Below are 14,105 nucleotides of genomic sequence, written 5' to 3' on the forward strand. Positions count from 1 at the left end.
TCCAGCAAAAAAATGTTTTTGGAAGCATTTTCTGCAATTTTTTTAGTATTTCCTAATTCATCTACTCTTCAAAACAAACAGATGCCGCAGCCGCAATATTACTTTTAAGTTGATTACCTACTTTAACATGAAACGGATGCACTAAATAAGACTGATAATCCGCTTTTGTATCAAATTTAGCTATCAATGCCACATCATACGATGACTCAGCCCGTCGAATATCCACTCCTACTTTCAATTTGCGAATTACTTCAACATTACCATTCAGAGTTAATAGTAAGTCTTTCGCCTTTGCACTGCTTTCGCTACTCCTATCTTGTAGCTTCAATAACAGATTGTGAACTATCATGTTGTTGCCTCATTACGTCATCTAAATGGGTGGTATTAAGGCATTTGATCTGTTCCGGATTGTCACGGATAATTCGTTACAAAAAAAATTTCCAGAAATTATTGAAAAATTTTTACAAATTTTTTCCGGGAAATTTTCTCTGAAATTTTTTGTAAATATTTTTAGAAAACATTTCAGAATTTTTGGTGCAATTTTTTTCCCAAAACTTTTTCAAAAATTTCTTCCGGATTTTTTTACAAAATTTTTTGGCCGCAACATCTCCACAAAATTTCTCCGGCCCGGAAAATAATCCGGTCCATTCATCCTAATAAACAACCACTCTCACGGTCTGAAACACCCCACCAGGAACCACCATTTTTCCGATCTGAAACCACCCCCAATCCGGGCACCATACGGGCCCCGTTTCAAAACAAAGCCCAAATTGAGATCCGATTGACCTCCTCCGACCCCCTGTTTGATGCGATCCTCCTGGATATTTTTCACAAAGACAGGGGCCGTATGCTTTCCTCCGACGGAGATGCATATTTCACGTCGGAGATCATCCCTCCGCAATACCACTGGCAAGATACATTTCGGAAGACCATCCTCACCGTCGGAGAACCTTACCGGACAATCGCCCCGTAACCGGTTCAGGGTGCCGAATTTCCGGAAACGGGTGCAATGAGGAGATTTTCCTGGGTTATACGGGCCCGGATTGGATTTTCTCCGTCGAATATCCAAAAGTGCGCAAATAGACGCTATTGGTTGGCCGATCTCCTTCCGGACAGGCTTTGGTACGGGAAAATGAAAAGAACCCCTGTTTTACCGATCTGCCTCACGTCGGAGAGCGCTTATTCTCCGTCGGAGAATAATGTACAATTTTGCCTTACCCGTAGACGGGTCTCCTGACCCGTGACAGGTCAGATACCTGTGACGGGTAATATACCTGTAACAGGTCAAGCGCACTGGCCGGGTCAATGACCCGTCACGGGTATTTTGCACAAGGCCGGATCTGCACTAATATATAGGGGCTATACGTGGATTCACGGTGATATCGTGAGGGAGTTCCCGGGGTGGAGATGGTCTGATTCCCGCCAGATATTTTTTGGAAAATTTTGACAGGGGGATAGCAAGCTTTTTGGAAATTTTTGATCCGGGTCCGGGGGCTTTTCAAAAATTTTCAAAGAGGGGGCTTGGGGATCCTGAAAAAATATGAGCCCCTAATCCGCATGTCAATGTTTCCGGTACTGCTGTATCATTGCAACCCGGGGGATGCCCACGCGGCGGGGCGAAGCCCCCAAGAGCGTCAAACCACCACTTAATTTTATTAAAAAATTACTTCTTCCCGGAGACCCTCAGCTTCCCCAGCACCCGCTCCTTCTTCCGGATCGCCGCATCCGAAGCCCGCAGTACCCCGGCCTTCATCTCCTCGAAGTCGCGGGGCTCGGTATCCGCCACCTTCTTGACCGGCGTATACGCGGACTCCCGGAACCGGGGCGAGAAATCATGGTCCTTCCCATCGACCCGCAGCACCGCTTCCGGCTTCCCCGCTTCCACATGCCCGACCTGCTTCATCGTGACGCCGGCCGATCCGATGACACGGCAGATCTCATCCGCAGCTTCCGCAGGGGCGACAACCAGAAGGGAATCGAGCGACACGCCGAGATAATCGATCTTCAGCGCTTCGAGCATCTCCTTCACCTGCGGCTGGACAAGGCTGCCGATATCGGACTCGTCGATGACGATGCGGCAGTTCGCCGTCTCGGCCATCTCGAACGCATCGCCCCGCAGCCCGCCATTGGTGACATCGGTCATCGCATGGATCCGGGTAAAGACCTTGCTCTTCATCAGGACTTCGCAGGCATTGAGGAAGTTCAGGTTGATCGTCTGCTCAACCACTTCGGGGAAACCGGAGTAGATCGCGGCGGTTGCGATCGTCCCGCCACCGGCACCTTCGGTCATGAGCAGCACGTCGCCGGGCTTCGTGGACTTCCGGGCGGTAAGGTGTTCGGCCACGCCGACGGCGCCCACGCACCCGGTGAGCCGGCTGCCAAGCACCATGTCCCCGCCGATGCGGAGGGTGGAGCCCGTAACCAGCGGCACATCCATGGCTTCGCCAACGGTCGTGATGCCGGCCGTGTAATCGAAGATCTTTGCTACGTCCCCGTCATCGGCCACGTGGATATCGGAGAAGAGCATGACCGGTTTTGCGCCCATGACGTACGCATCCCGGAGCGTGGCACGCGTCACGTGGAAGCCTGCAAGAAACGGGAAGTCCGAGAGCCGGGAGTGCATCCCGTCTACGGTGCAGATGATGTATTTTCCCCCGGCACAGACAGCCCCGGCGTCGTCCATCTCATCGACGCCAACGGATGCGGAGGTCTTCCCGATGATCCGGGCGATCTGGCGGTGGGCAAAGAAATCCCCCTTCCCCCGGGATCCCACGCCGAATTCGCCCATCCCGACACCGGCTGGTTCAAAGGTAAAAAAATCGCCGGTGAGCGACCGGGAGTTGTTCACTTCTTCGATTACCGCCCGGGCAAAGGCAGATGCATAGGAGGAGTCTACGTTCTTTATCCGGATGATGTGGTCCGCCAGGTTTTTTTGTAATGTTTTTTCGTCTTTCCCGTCCGAGAGGCCCCTGCGGACATACTCCTCAACATCCATATTTTTCGTTGGTGAAGCAGGAATAAAAAAGGCGAGGTATCTGCCAACAGGGGAGCCACGTAAAAATCAGCGGAGGAGCACACCGAACACATCGGAGAAGCAGCGGAGCGCATCGTCGAATTTCCCGATCTTCAGCATGGACAAACCCCGCCGCATACCGGACCTCACATCCTTCACATCGATATAATAGGCCTGGTCGAATGCCTTCGCAGACTCTTCCAGCCTGCCCAGCATAAAGCACGAGTTGCTCATGACGACCCATGCGTCGGCAATCGAAGGGTCGGTCTCGAGGGCTTTCTCAAGGCACCGTATTGCCTCGTCATGCCGGGACATCATCGACAGGGCGAGCCCTTTCCGGTAGAGCGCCTTGGCATTGTCCGGTTCGATCGCCAGTGCACGGTCCAGTACTTCGATGGCTTCGACATACTGTTTCAGGTTGATCTGGGCCACACCTTTCTTGATGAGCGCGGAAAGGAAAAACGGATAGATCCTGAGGGCACGATCATAGCAGACGATCTCGTCTTCGTACCGTTTCAGTTTCCCGCAGGCAAACCCTTTATTGACCCATGCAGAGAGATACCGGGGCCGGATTTCGAGGGCACGGTCACAACACCGGATCTCGGCCTCGAACCTGCCGAGCATGCCAAGAGCTACTCCTTTGTTGTTCCAGGCTGTTGCATTCTCAGGATCGATCTGCAATGCCCGTTCGCAACATTCGACCTTGTCTTCGAACCGATCGAGCATCCCAAAGGCAAATCCCTTGTTGTTCCAGGCATCCACACAATAGGGGTCCAGCTGGATCGCCTTATCGCAGCATTCGATCTCTTCCTCATATCGCCCCAGTTTGCCAAGGGCAAAACCCCGGCCTACCCAGGCAAGAGCGAGATCCGGATCGACCGCAAGCGCAAGTGAAAACGAGGTGAGGGCATCATCGTGCCGTCCCTCGCGCCCGAGTGAGAGCCCCTCCAGGTAAAATTCCCGCCCTTTCTGGCGGGATACCGGGGTGTTTTCGGACGCTTCTGAGAGAGAGACCATGTGATGCAATCCTGGAAACAAGGAGATTATACTTAACAGAAGTTTGTGCGCAGGATATTTATGTTCATGGTGTTCCGGGCACAGATCACGCGCACATTTTCCCGATACGGCCCAAACAGATATTATATGTTTGCATATTTTTTTAACCTGAATTAATTTCAAAATAATTATATATTTTCCTGTCAACGCTCAATGGGTGTTCCCATCCGCTACGAAGAGGCAGCAGAGAGCCCCCTTGGGGCCATACTGGCGGTAATGATCACGATCGTACTGGCCCTGCTGGTACTGCTCATGGCACTCCAGCTGCCAAACCTGTGGTACGATCCGACAGTTCCGACAATTTTTGAGATCACGAAAATCGGGCATACCGATCAGGATGGTATTCTCGATTACGACAGTTACATGGTAGTGATGAACACCGGAGATACTACCTATGACAACAGGAAACTATGTGCAAAAACCTACAGGAACGGCGTTCATCTTCCCGATATTCCCACCATGAACGGACATGATCTCATCAGCCCGCTTCATCCGTATGGGATCTGGAAAATGGGAGGGGTCGGATCCGACGACTTTTCCTGGTATCCCGGGGCAGGGATCTTTATTTATTATTCAAAAGGAACCTTCCATCCCGGCGACAGCATGCAGTTCGATGTCTACGACCGGACTAGCAACCAGCTCATTTCGCGGGACACCTACCCGCACACCAATGAAAACCAGGAAAAGATGATGCGATTATACTTCAATCATCAAGACGTTTGAAAACGCCTTTCTTGCACTTGAGGATCTTGCATTCGGGACAGCGCCAGGTATCCGGGATATCCTCATATGCTGTGCCGGGGGGAATACCGTTCTTGGGATCTCCCTTCGCCGGGTCATACACGTAATGGCATTCGAGACATACCCATCGACAAGAATTAACAGCCTGTGACATAGAAAATAATCTCCGAACAACCGGATTGATTGCAACAATAATTTTTCCTCCGGTTATATGAAAGCACCTTTCCGGGCAGAACCCAAACGTCAGGTTCAGATGGTTGCATCATCCGGACGACAGGAGCACGGCAGATTCCGGGCACAGAGCCGGGCCACCCGCAGGGGCTCAGGAATCTTTCCCTCGCACGTGAAATCATCGCAGAACCGTGCGGCATCGTCCTGAGCGAGCCCCCACGACCGGATGAAGCATGCCAGTCCGGTGTGCAGCCGGACTTCGGTGCGCTCACCCAGCTGCCGGTACGCAGATATCCGGGCATCATCATCCGGAAAATGTCGTGCGATATCCTCAAGGAGTCCGTCGGATTCCTCGTACGTAACGCAGATAACCGGGATCCCGGTCTCGCGTGCAACCCGGCCGGGATCGATGACATTGAACCATGCGATCACGCAGCCGGACAACAGGATCACGTTGATGTCCCGGCGCTTTAGTTCACGGACCATCTGCAGGATCGTATCCGTGGCGTCCATAGCGCCGACCGTCACGGATCCAAACGCGAAACCGTCGATGCGCAGATCTTTTCTCATGACGACCCCCGCGAGATTCGACCGGATCCTGCCCGTATAACTTTCTGCAATCCCGAGTGCCCGAAGCCCTTTTTTGGGCATGTGCATAGAAGCACTTATGTCAACCGATTAAAAATAGTATACCAATGAAATTCAACAAGGATGAGGTCTGCATCTTAATTCCCACGCTGAACGAAGGCCCGACAATCGCCAGCATAGTCCGGGAGTTCAAGACCCTTGGGTATAACCATATCCTCGTCGTCGACGGCAAGAGTACGGACAATACCGTCAAGATCGCCCGCGAGGCCGGTGCCAATGTCCGGACACAGTCCGGAAAAGGGAAGGGTAATGCGATCATCGAGGCATTCGAAGTGATCGAGCAACCGTACATTCTCATGCTTGATGGTGACGGCACGTACTCTGCACGGGATGCAGAGAAGATGCTGGGGCCGCTCTTCCTCGGGTTCGACCAGGTGATCGGGGACCGCCTGATCAATGCCGAGGAGGGATCCTTCTCCCGGCTGAACCTCTTTGGCAACCACATGCTCAATCTCCTCTTCAAGGTCGCGCACAGCCGGGACCTGCACGATATCCTCTCGGGGTACCGCGCATTCACGAAGCTTGCTGTCCAGCAGATGCACCTGAAGGAGAAAGGGTTCGAGATCGAGACCGAGATCTCTGTTGAAGCAGTGCGGAACGGCCAGCGGATCATGGTGGTACCCATCAGGTATTCCCAGCGGCCCGGCACCGCCACCAAGTTGTCACCATTCCACGATGGCATCAAGATCGTCAGCACCATCTACCGGCTTGCCCGGGTCAACAACCCGATGTTCTACTTCGGCATGATGGGTATATTCACTTCGATCCTCGGTCTTCTCACGGGAGTCTATGTGCTTCTTGAATGGTTCCGGCACATCGAGCATATACCGCTCACGATCCTCACCGTGCTCCTCATCGTCGTGGGTATCGAGATCTTCATGTTCGGTATGATCAGCGATATGCTGCTTGTCTTCCACCGGGAGATTATCCGGGAGATCCAGCTGTTGCAGCCGGGGAAACCGCCGAAGTGATTTTAAGTGAATTTTATTTTTTATATTGCCGGAATCCGGTTTCATAAAATATTTTGAAAATGTTTTATAGAAGTAAGCAGGAATTTAACGTTCTTGGGGGCTGCGCCAAAGGCTCCGCCCCCGCCGCGTGGGCATCCCCCGCATTGCGATGACGCTGTATTACCATAACAAAACCCGTGGGAAATGTAAACCATATGTTGGCACTATCATAATTGTGCCCCGTCCCCCTTGGGGGACTGGTGGCACAAGAAGGGGGCCTAATGGAATGTAATTCGGGCCGCCGCCCCCTTACATCCGCACAAAATCCCGCTTCAACGCCAGCACCCGGCACGAGTGCTCGGCAAGCGAGGTGAACTGGTACGCCTCGTCAAGGGTTTTTCCCGCGGCAAACGTGCCGTGCCCCCGCACGATCACCAGCTTCGACCGGGAAAGTACCGCCGCCACATTATCAGCGATCTCCTGCGAGCCCGGCTCCCCGGACACAACCGGGATCTCGGGGCAGAACATCTTTCCCTCGCTGTCTTCCGGGACGATCCGGCCCATGACAAGTGAAGCGGCTATGGCTGCCTGCGGGTGCGCGTGGACTATAGCTGCATGAGAGGAGTTTTTGTAAACCGCAAGGTGCACGCGGTACTCAGTCGAGGCATTCTTCGGTACCGAGCCGTCAAACGGCACGAAGACCAATTCGTGCACGTCATCAAGATAGTCGCCGGTCCGCTTGATGTGGAACCCGTCGGTCCCATCGCGGAGACTCATGTTGCCGAAGTTGCCGCCCACCAGGTGTTCGGCAAAGAGGCGTTTCCCTATCCGTTCGAATTCACGAGTATACATGCATCGCACCTCTTCTTCCCGCAGTACTCTTTTGCGTACTCCACGATATGGGCATGGGTCTGCCGGCAGGCTTCGTTGTCTTTCGGCAGCACGCTCTCGAACGATGCTTTCAGCTGGTTGCGGGGTTCCGTGATACCGGCGCACCGGACCATCCGTTCCGTATATGCATCGACAACAAAAACCGGCCGGGAAAAACCGTAACAGAGGATGCTGTCCGCGGTCTCTTCACCAATCCCATGGACCGCCAGCAGGCCTTCGCGGAGTTCCGTTGTAGGAATCTCCGCCATCACCTGGACACCCCCGCAGCTCTCCAGAGCAAATTGTGCAAGGGATTTCAGCCGTGCTGCCTTGACCCGGAAAAAGCCGGTACACCGGATGGCGGACTCGATATCCGCGGTATCCGCAGCATGGATCCCGGCCATGGTGCAGAGTCCCCGGCTCCTGAGATCGAGAAGCGCCCGCTCCACATTCTCCCACCGGGTCTGCTGCGTGAGGATCGCACCGACCATCACTTCATCGGTATCCCCGGGCCACCACCGGATCTTCCCGTACCGCTGCTTCAGGGCCCGGACGATCCTGCAGATCGTTCTCCTGCTGACCTCAGAGGAACTGGATCCCGACATCCTTCATCTTGTTGTACCGCGCGATATTCAGGAGAAGCGGCGTAAGGGATTCAACCATGGCAGAAACGGAGAGGGGGCCGGCATCGAATGCCCGGAGGCGTGATATTTTATTGACGATTGCCATGACCTCTTTCTTGGCCTCCGCATCATCCCCGCAGACCGGGACGGAGTAACTGAGTTCCTCATCGAGCGCCTTCCATTTGTTCGCGGCAATCGTATTGAACGCCGAGCAGATCCGGGCCTCTTTCGGGAGCATCCGCCGGATCAGGAGCGCAGCTGAACCTTCGACGGGCGGTACGAACACGAAATGATCCTGTTTCTCCATGGGGTTGACCGGGCTGACCACAATTTTGTCTTCAAAACCATGAAGGGTCTCCAGTGTCCCGACAAGGTGTTTGTAGGGAATCGCAAGGATGACAAGATCCGCTTCATCGATTGCTGCCTGGTTCCCGACACCCGTGAGGGAGCATTCCTTCCCGCGTTTTTTGAGAAGTTCGCGGCTCATCGTGCAGCTTGCTTCAGCCTTATCCTGTTCGCGGGATCCCACGACCACATCGAAGATCGGCGAGAGACGCATTGCCATCCCTTCACCGATATCACCGGTCCCGCCAACGATACCAATCTTCACAGAGCTATCCCACCAGGGGTGTTAAGAGTTTTTCAAGGGTGACTGCATCGGTAACCCCTTCCAGGGAATGGACGATCTTCCCGTCCTTTTCTATGATGAGAGTCGGGACAACGCGGATGCCGTATTTTCCCGCAAGCTCCGGATCATTATCCACATCCATTTTCCGGATATCCACTTTATCTCCCATCTTTTTTGCCAGTTCCTCGATGATCGGCGTCTGCATCTTGCAGGGACCACACCAGGTGGCAAAAAAGTCAAACAAAACCGGTTTGCTCATGTGAGTTTACCCGGTAAATTACTCGATGAAAAAAAAGATAAACCTATGGTATCGCTACTTGGAGAGGATCTCCATGATGATCTTGCCATAGGCAGGCCGGGTCACGATGACGCCGACCAGCACACCGAGGATGGTGATGAGGGCAAAACCCTTGAGCGTGGAGAGATCCATGAGAGCGAGGGGGACCATTGCGATGATCACCGTTGCTGCGGCAACCACGATGATACCGAGTGCCCGGGCCAGCCGCTTGAGATAGAGGTTGGGCGACGGGACTTTTCCTTCGTGCAGGATCTCGTCCGTGATCACGACCAGCTGGTCGATACCCGTTCCCATCACGGCAATCAGACCGGCAATGGTCGGCAGGTCCATCTGGAACCGGATCAGGGCGATAAACCCGAGCAGGATCAGGATCTCGGACGCGTTGATCAGTACCATCGGAAGGACGATGCTGGGTTCGCGGTACCGGTAGTAGATCACACAGCCCACGGTAATAAGCGCAAGGATTCCCGCGAGAAGCACCATTACCTTGTAGCGTTCCCCAAGGGGTGCCGACGTGCTGCCGGAACCGGCGATGCTCACATCAACCGGGAGCGCACCGGCCCGGAGATGGATCTCAAGGTTTGTCGCCTCCTGGGACCCGTACGTACCGGTTCCGGTCGATGCAATCATCTGGCGGGTCGGCGTTGTCTTGAGTTCGGTGGCGAGGGCCGTATTCAGGGGTGCGGAATAGACGGTCTGGTTGTCAAGGAGCATAGTCAGGTAATGGTGCGTGGGATCGTTTGTTGCCCCGGACTGGATCGCTGCCTGCTGGAATGCTGCCGCCCCTGCATCGCTCAGCGTGAACGCTACACCCCAGTTATCGCTGCCTGCCGGGTTCTGCGCGGGGGTCTGGACGCTCGTGATATCATTGCCGAACAGCACATGCTCGGTATCATTGCCGGTGGTCTGTACACGGATCTCAAACTTGCCCTGCTTCCCGACAAGCGACTGGGCCTCGTTCATATCTACACCGGCCATCTCGATCCGGATATAGCGGGCCACGTTGTTGAACCCGGTCAGCGTGTTGACGGTTGCATCCTTGGTGCCAAGGGAGTTGATCTTGTTTTCCAGGATCATCTTGGCGTCTTCCGCAGTCGCTTTGGAGACTCCCTGCTGGTAACTGGTCAGCTTCCCACCGGCATTAGTGAACTGAACTTCAAGATCCGGCTGCGTGTATGCTTTACGGATCTCCAGGTGGGTTGCATCGATCTGGTCGACTTCCGTATCAAGGCTCTGGGAGAGGTTCGTGATGAAATCATTTACCGGCCGATCGGTGGTGAAACCCACTACTTCACCTTTGAGCTCAAGCTGGATCCACGAGCCCTGCTGGAGATCGAGACCATACTGCAGGTTGGTTGCAATGTTGCCGTCCTGATCGAAATGAGGATATATCGCGATCACGGAGAGGACAATGAGAATGATCAGGGTGGCGATTCTCCAGTCGGTCAGGAAGGCCTTGAGTTCCTTCTCGTTCATTTCCCGCCTCCTTTCTGGACATACCATTTCAGGATTGCTGCATTCGTCAGCCAGGTGTTGAGGACATCAGCAACAAGCCCGATGAGCAGTACCGCGGAGATATCCATAAGCATCTGGATCGACCCGAACCACGAGACAATGAACAGCGCGGTGGCCGCAGCAAACGTTGTCGAGGTCATGATGATCCCGGTATGGAATGCCCCGGCAAGCTTGTCATGCAGCTTGCCCTGCCGTTTCAGCACCCGGTTCGTAAGCAGGATGTCGCTGTCCACGGAATAACCGATCAACATCAGGAGGGCCGCGGTTGTACCAAGCGAGAGCGTGATTCCCACAACGTTCATCATGGCTGCTGTCATCACCATGTCGGCAAAGGCGGAAAGGACTACCGCGAAGGCGGGGACAAAGGTCCTGAAGGCTATGAAGATCACGATTGCCATGCCGATGAACGAGAAGATCAGGGCAATCACTGCCTGGTACTGCAGGGTTTTCCCGAACGATTCATCGATCTGCTCGATCGTGGAAGCGGGATATTTCTGGGTGATGAGCGCGGTCAGGGAGTTGAACTGCGTAGTATCCATTGCGCTGAACTTCAGGAATTTTCCCCCGTTCACATCACTGACACCGACAAGCGGGTATCCTGCAAAGGTCGATTGCATCTGAGCGACACTCTCATTGGTTTCTATGGTAACCGCTGTTCCTCCGGAAAAATCAATACCCGGCGTAACGGGCATCCCTGTCATCGCTGTATAATAGGCGAGGACAATGAGGGAGATGATAAGGAGAACGAGCGGGATTACCACCAGCTGTTTTGGCGAGTATTTCTCGATATTGTAGTTGATCAATCCCATAGCGTAATCATCTGTTTACGTACGATTAAATATTTACCAGATATGTTTCTCCCGGATTCCTGTATCATGCCCCCCAACCTTCCCGGAACAACAATCCGCGCGCAGGTGTACTTTCTTCAATTTCCCGGAGTTCGCAGAAAATTTTTGTCTCTTTTTAAAATGGCTGAATCCACGAACAGGGATTTTAAAACGCACAAAATCAAAAAATATATATACAGAGAACTTGGAGAGTAAAAGTATGAGATCTCCTTCAGAGATCAAGAGAGTGATTGAAGGTCGGCTGCGCTCCTACCTGTCCAGGGACAGGACCGGAATCCGGCGCGAAGTCCTCATACTCTTTGTAAAAACCAAATCGATCACCATCGCGGAAATTGTTGCCGAGCTCCAGAAACGGTTCACGGTCACATTCCACGCGATTGCGTCCATGGTCGGTATCATTGCTTCCCGCATCGGTATCCTCCGCGCCACGCGGAACACCGATGGAGTCAACAGCTACGAACTCAAGGAAAAGTATGTCGACACTGTGATCAGCATCGTCGGGGCCGTATAGCCCGCGGCGCACCCCTGATCCATAACCGTTTTTTACTCCAGCCTTCCTATGCTATTAGCATCATGTATTCTCATTCTCAGGACCCTGCCGAGTTCGGCGAAGTCACCATTGCCCCTGAAGTACTGGAATATATCAATAAGCGGGGTTGTGATTTTCGTATTTGTACTTCGTGCGGCGGGCCGGTACTCCTCTCCACCCGCATCAAGCAGCCAAAAAAATCCGATCTCCTGCTGAAAGCGGGCAACCAGATGATCTATGTCTCGGTTCACCAGGCACGGTTTCTCAATACCATCCAGATGGACATGATCCCGTTCTTTGACGACGATGAACTGACCAGGTACGAACGCGGATGAGTTTTGAAGAAATGCCGCATACGGCAGATATAAAAATCCGGGCACATGCCCCCACGCTTGAAACCCTTTTCTCTGAAGCCTGCGAAGCGCTGATGCAGGTTATGTACGGGAAAGAACGCCGTGCAGTGATCTCTGCAGAGATTGACGTGGATTCCAGCGACACCGAGAGCCTTCTTGCAGATTTTCTCTCGGAATTACTCTTCCGGTCGGAAGTGGACGGGATGGTCTTTTCAGAAGTCGTTGTCCGGATCACCGGGACGCATCTCCATGCAGTCATGCAGGGCGAGCCATTTGACCGCAGCCGCCATGCCGGGGGCACCGAGGTCAAGGGAATCTCCTATTCGGGCATGTCCGTTACACAGGATACGAACGGATATATGCTGGAGATCTTATTTGATGTATAACGGCAGATAAACGCACAAGAGAATGGAGAGAACTCATGATTGAAGGGATAAACCGGATCGGCATAAATGAGTGGGAAGTACCGGTGGGGTATGTTCCCGGCATGAGAGTGCCGGGAAGGTTTTTCCTTTCAGAGTCTCTGGCACAAATCCTTGAAAAGGGAGCCCTCCAGCAGCTGGCAAACGTTGCAACCATGCCCGGCATTATAAAAAATTCGCTTGCCATGCCCGATATTCACTGGGGATACGGGTTCCCCATCGGGGGCGTTGCTGCCTTCGCGCTCGACACGGGGGTCATCTCGCCGGGCGGGGTCGGCTTTGACATCAACTGCGGCGTCCGGCTCATCACCACACCATTGGTAAAGGCGGATGTGGCAGGGCGCCGGGATCTCGTAGACGGGCTCTTCCATGCGGTCCCCACCGGCGTGGGGGCCAAGAGTTCCCACAAGGTCTCGCCAAAGTCACTGGACGAGATGATGGTGAAGGGCGCCCGCTGGGCCGTGGAGAACGATTTTGGTGTCCCCCGCGACCTGGTACGGTGCGAAGAGAAGGGGTGCATGAAAGAGGCGGATGTCCGGGCGGTTTCCGCAAAGGCAAAGCAGCGCGGGATTCCCCAGGGCGGCACCCTTGGGTCCGGCAACCATTTCCTTGAGATCCAGGTTGTCAGCGAGATCTATGATGCCCCGGCTGCGGAAGCGTTCGGACTCCGGGCCGGGCAGGTCTGCTGCATGATTCACTGCGGTTCCCGGGGACTCGGGCACCAGACCTGCACGGATCACCTGAAGGTGCTGGAGGGAGCGACAAAGAAATACCACATCACTCTTCCCGACCGCCAGCTGGCCTGTGCCCCCATTACATCGCCGGAAGGAAAAGAGTACTTCGGTGCAATGGCCGCAGCGGCAAACTATGCGTGGGCCAACCGCCAGATGATCACCCACACGGTCCGGCAGCTGCTCTCAAAGATGTTCCGTATCGGGTACGAAGAGATGCCGCTTGTCTACGATGTTGCCCACAATGTCGCGAAGATGGAGGAGCACACCGTCGACGGGAAACGAACCATGGTCTGCGTCCACCGCAAGGGCGCGACCCGGGCGTTCGGGCCCGGTGCACCGGATCTCCCGCCGGAACTCGCATCCATAGGCCAGCCGGTCATCATCCCCGGCAGCATGGGGACATCGTCGTTCGTGCTCCGCGGCACGCAGACTGCGATGGAGCGGACGTTCGGCAGCACCTGTCATGGTGCAGGCCGTATCATGAGCCGGACGCAGGCCAAGAAGCAGCTGAGCGGGAAGGAGATCGCCGAACACCTGCTCCGGGACGGTATCATGGTCCGGGCACCGAACGACAGCACCCTTGTCGACGAGGCGCCGGACGTGTACAAGTCCAGCGATGAAGTCGTGAATGTGGTGCACGATGTGGGCATCTCCCGGCTCGTGGCCCGGCTCTCCCCCATCGGCGTGATCAAGGGATGATACAAAG

General features: G+C 54.3%; 17 protein-coding genes. 6 read left to right on the top strand and 11 right to left on the bottom strand.

Translation table 11 applies throughout. The annotated features are described in order from the left end of the window. Positions 1–61 precede the first annotated feature (61 nt). From ABSE13_RS00785 to ABSE13_RS00795, 3 genes are all read right to left on the bottom strand, one after another. Entirely contained in the window at positions 62–349 is a 288-nt protein-coding gene (locus ABSE13_RS00785) for a Dabb family protein (protein ID WP_424026571.1), read from the bottom strand. A gap of 1,314 nt (positions 350–1,663) precedes the next feature. Continuing rightward, a complete protein-coding gene (locus ABSE13_RS00790) occupies positions 1,664–2,995 on the bottom strand; it encodes an AIR synthase-related protein (protein ID WP_424026572.1) in 1,332 nt (443 codons plus the stop codon). Between the two features lie 66 nt (positions 2,996–3,061). Further along, a complete protein-coding gene (locus tag ABSE13_RS00795; protein WP_424026573.1) occupies positions 3,062–4,030 on the bottom strand; it encodes a tetratricopeptide repeat protein in 969 nt (322 codons plus the stop codon). Positions 4,031–4,222: 192 nt separating this feature from the next. Between ABSE13_RS00795 and ABSE13_RS00800 the strand changes: the two genes are divergently transcribed. After that, positions 4,223–4,792: a hypothetical protein gene (locus ABSE13_RS00800; protein ID WP_424026574.1), complete on the top strand. Its 570-nt coding sequence runs from the start codon at positions 4,223–4,225 to the stop codon at positions 4,790–4,792. On the opposite strand, the gene ABSE13_RS00805 is transcribed toward ABSE13_RS00800, so the two are convergent. Together ABSE13_RS00805 and ABSE13_RS00810 are read right to left on the bottom strand one after the other, a co-directional pair. Further along, positions 4,773–4,964: a rubredoxin gene (locus tag ABSE13_RS00805; protein WP_424026575.1), complete on the bottom strand. Its 192-nt coding sequence runs from the start codon at positions 4,962–4,964 to the stop codon at positions 4,773–4,775. The two genes, ABSE13_RS00800 and ABSE13_RS00805, sit on opposite strands and share 20 nt — an antisense overlap. A gap of 95 nt (positions 4,965–5,059) precedes the next feature. Next, the gene (locus ABSE13_RS00810) at positions 5,060–5,632 is read right to left on the bottom strand and encodes an endonuclease dU (protein ID WP_424026576.1); all 573 of its coding nucleotides are present in this window, start codon (positions 5,630–5,632) and stop codon (positions 5,060–5,062) included. Positions 5,633–5,676: 44 nt separating this feature from the next. Here ABSE13_RS00810 and aglJ point away from each other — a divergent pair, with 44 nt between their 5' ends. After that, positions 5,677–6,600, top strand: coding sequence for an S-layer glycoprotein N-glycosyltransferase AglJ (aglJ, locus tag ABSE13_RS00815; protein WP_424026577.1), 924 nt, complete (start codon positions 5,677–5,679; stop codon positions 6,598–6,600). A gap of 288 nt (positions 6,601–6,888) precedes the next feature. Here the strand turns inward: aglJ and ABSE13_RS00820 are convergent, their stop codons facing one another. The 6 genes from ABSE13_RS00820 to ABSE13_RS00845 are packed head-to-tail and all read right to left on the bottom strand — an operon-like array spanning position 6,889 to position 11,322. Further along, entirely contained in the window at positions 6,889–7,431 is a 543-nt protein-coding gene (locus ABSE13_RS00820; protein ID WP_424026578.1) for an aldolase, read from the bottom strand. Then, on the bottom strand, positions 7,404–8,054 hold the full coding sequence (locus ABSE13_RS00825; RefSeq protein ID WP_424026579.1) for an endonuclease III domain-containing protein: 651 nt from the start codon (positions 8,052–8,054) through the stop codon (positions 7,404–7,406). The genes ABSE13_RS00820 and ABSE13_RS00825 overlap by 28 nt, the downstream gene beginning before the upstream one ends. Continuing rightward, on the bottom strand, positions 8,032–8,682 hold the full coding sequence (gene npdG / locus ABSE13_RS00830) for an NADPH-dependent F420 reductase (protein WP_424026580.1): 651 nt from the start codon (positions 8,680–8,682) through the stop codon (positions 8,032–8,034). The genes ABSE13_RS00825 and npdG overlap by 23 nt, the downstream gene beginning before the upstream one ends. Before the next feature lie 4 nt (positions 8,683–8,686). Beyond that, the gene (gene trxA, locus ABSE13_RS00835; RefSeq protein ID WP_424026581.1) at positions 8,687–8,959 is read right to left on the bottom strand and encodes a thioredoxin; all 273 of its coding nucleotides are present in this window, start codon (positions 8,957–8,959) and stop codon (positions 8,687–8,689) included. 54 nt (positions 8,960–9,013) lie between these two features. After that, on the bottom strand, positions 9,014–10,474 hold the full coding sequence (locus ABSE13_RS00840) for a preprotein translocase subunit SecD (RefSeq protein ID WP_424026582.1): 1,461 nt from the start codon (positions 10,472–10,474) through the stop codon (positions 9,014–9,016). After that, entirely contained in the window at positions 10,471–11,322 is an 852-nt protein-coding gene (locus tag ABSE13_RS00845; RefSeq protein ID WP_424026583.1) for a protein translocase subunit SecF, read from the bottom strand. The genes ABSE13_RS00840 and ABSE13_RS00845 overlap by 4 nt, the downstream gene beginning before the upstream one ends. A gap of 238 nt (positions 11,323–11,560) precedes the next feature. On the opposite strand from ABSE13_RS00845, the gene ABSE13_RS00850 reads away from it, so the two are divergent. The 4 genes from ABSE13_RS00850 (at position 11,561) to ABSE13_RS00865 (ending at position 14,098) form a co-directional block, all read left to right on the top strand. Beyond that, on the top strand, positions 11,561–11,872 hold the full coding sequence (locus ABSE13_RS00850) for a DUF2551 domain-containing protein (protein ID WP_424026584.1): 312 nt from the start codon (positions 11,561–11,563) through the stop codon (positions 11,870–11,872). Positions 11,873–11,934: 62 nt separating this feature from the next. Then, positions 11,935–12,225, top strand: coding sequence for a hypothetical protein (locus tag ABSE13_RS00855; protein ID WP_424026585.1), 291 nt, complete (start codon positions 11,935–11,937; stop codon positions 12,223–12,225). Then, the gene (locus ABSE13_RS00860; RefSeq protein WP_424026586.1) at positions 12,222–12,629 is read left to right on the top strand and encodes an archease; all 408 of its coding nucleotides are present in this window, start codon (positions 12,222–12,224) and stop codon (positions 12,627–12,629) included. Before ABSE13_RS00855 ends, ABSE13_RS00860 begins: the two co-directional genes overlap by 4 nt. A gap of 35 nt (positions 12,630–12,664) precedes the next feature. Further along, complete coding sequence (locus ABSE13_RS00865; protein ID WP_424026587.1) at positions 12,665–14,098, top strand: RtcB family protein; 1,434 nt, start codon at positions 12,665–12,667, stop codon at positions 14,096–14,098. Positions 14,099–14,105: the final 7 nt, after the last annotated feature.

Source organism: Methanoregula sp. (assembly GCF_049518935.1).
Lineage (GTDB): Archaea > Halobacteriota > Methanomicrobia > Methanomicrobiales > Methanospirillaceae > Methanoregula.

Excerpts from the sequence above, each read along its gene's own strand:
- aglJ (WP_424026577.1), top strand. The coding sequence starts at position 5,677 with ATGAAATTCAACAAGGATGAGGTCTGCATCTTAATTCCCACGCTGAAC.
- ABSE13_RS00800 (WP_424026574.1), top strand. The coding sequence starts at position 4,223 with ATGGGTGTTCCCATCCGCTACGAAGAGGCAGCAGAGAGCCCCCTTGGG.
- ABSE13_RS00825 (WP_424026579.1), bottom strand. The coding sequence starts at position 8,054 with ATGTCGGGATCCAGTTCCTCTGAGGTCAGCAGGAGAACGATCTGCAGG.
- ABSE13_RS00850 (WP_424026584.1), top strand. The coding sequence starts at position 11,561 with ATGAGATCTCCTTCAGAGATCAAGAGAGTGATTGAAGGTCGGCTGCGC.
- ABSE13_RS00840 (WP_424026582.1), bottom strand. The coding sequence starts at position 10,474 with ATGAACGAGAAGGAACTCAAGGCCTTCCTGACCGACTGGAGAATCGCC.
- ABSE13_RS00785 (WP_424026571.1), bottom strand. The coding sequence starts at position 349 with ATGATAGTTCACAATCTGTTATTGAAGCTACAAGATAGGAGTAGCGAA.
- trxA (WP_424026581.1), bottom strand. The coding sequence starts at position 8,959 with ATGAGCAAACCGGTTTTGTTTGACTTTTTTGCCACCTGGTGTGGTCCC.
- ABSE13_RS00810 (WP_424026576.1), bottom strand. The coding sequence starts at position 5,632 with ATGCCCAAAAAAGGGCTTCGGGCACTCGGGATTGCAGAAAGTTATACG.
- ABSE13_RS00795 (WP_424026573.1), bottom strand. The coding sequence starts at position 4,030 with ATGGTCTCTCTCTCAGAAGCGTCCGAAAACACCCCGGTATCCCGCCAG.
- ABSE13_RS00855 (WP_424026585.1), top strand. The coding sequence starts at position 11,935 with ATGTATTCTCATTCTCAGGACCCTGCCGAGTTCGGCGAAGTCACCATT.
- ABSE13_RS00820 (WP_424026578.1), bottom strand. The coding sequence starts at position 7,431 with ATGTATACTCGTGAATTCGAACGGATAGGGAAACGCCTCTTTGCCGAA.
- ABSE13_RS00865 (WP_424026587.1), top strand. The coding sequence starts at position 12,665 with ATGATTGAAGGGATAAACCGGATCGGCATAAATGAGTGGGAAGTACCG.
- ABSE13_RS00805 (WP_424026575.1), bottom strand. The coding sequence starts at position 4,964 with ATGTCACAGGCTGTTAATTCTTGTCGATGGGTATGTCTCGAATGCCAT.
- ABSE13_RS00790 (WP_424026572.1), bottom strand. The coding sequence starts at position 2,995 with ATGGATGTTGAGGAGTATGTCCGCAGGGGCCTCTCGGACGGGAAAGAC.
- ABSE13_RS00845 (WP_424026583.1), bottom strand. The coding sequence starts at position 11,322 with ATGGGATTGATCAACTACAATATCGAGAAATACTCGCCAAAACAGCTG.
- ABSE13_RS00860 (WP_424026586.1), top strand. The coding sequence starts at position 12,222 with ATGAGTTTTGAAGAAATGCCGCATACGGCAGATATAAAAATCCGGGCA.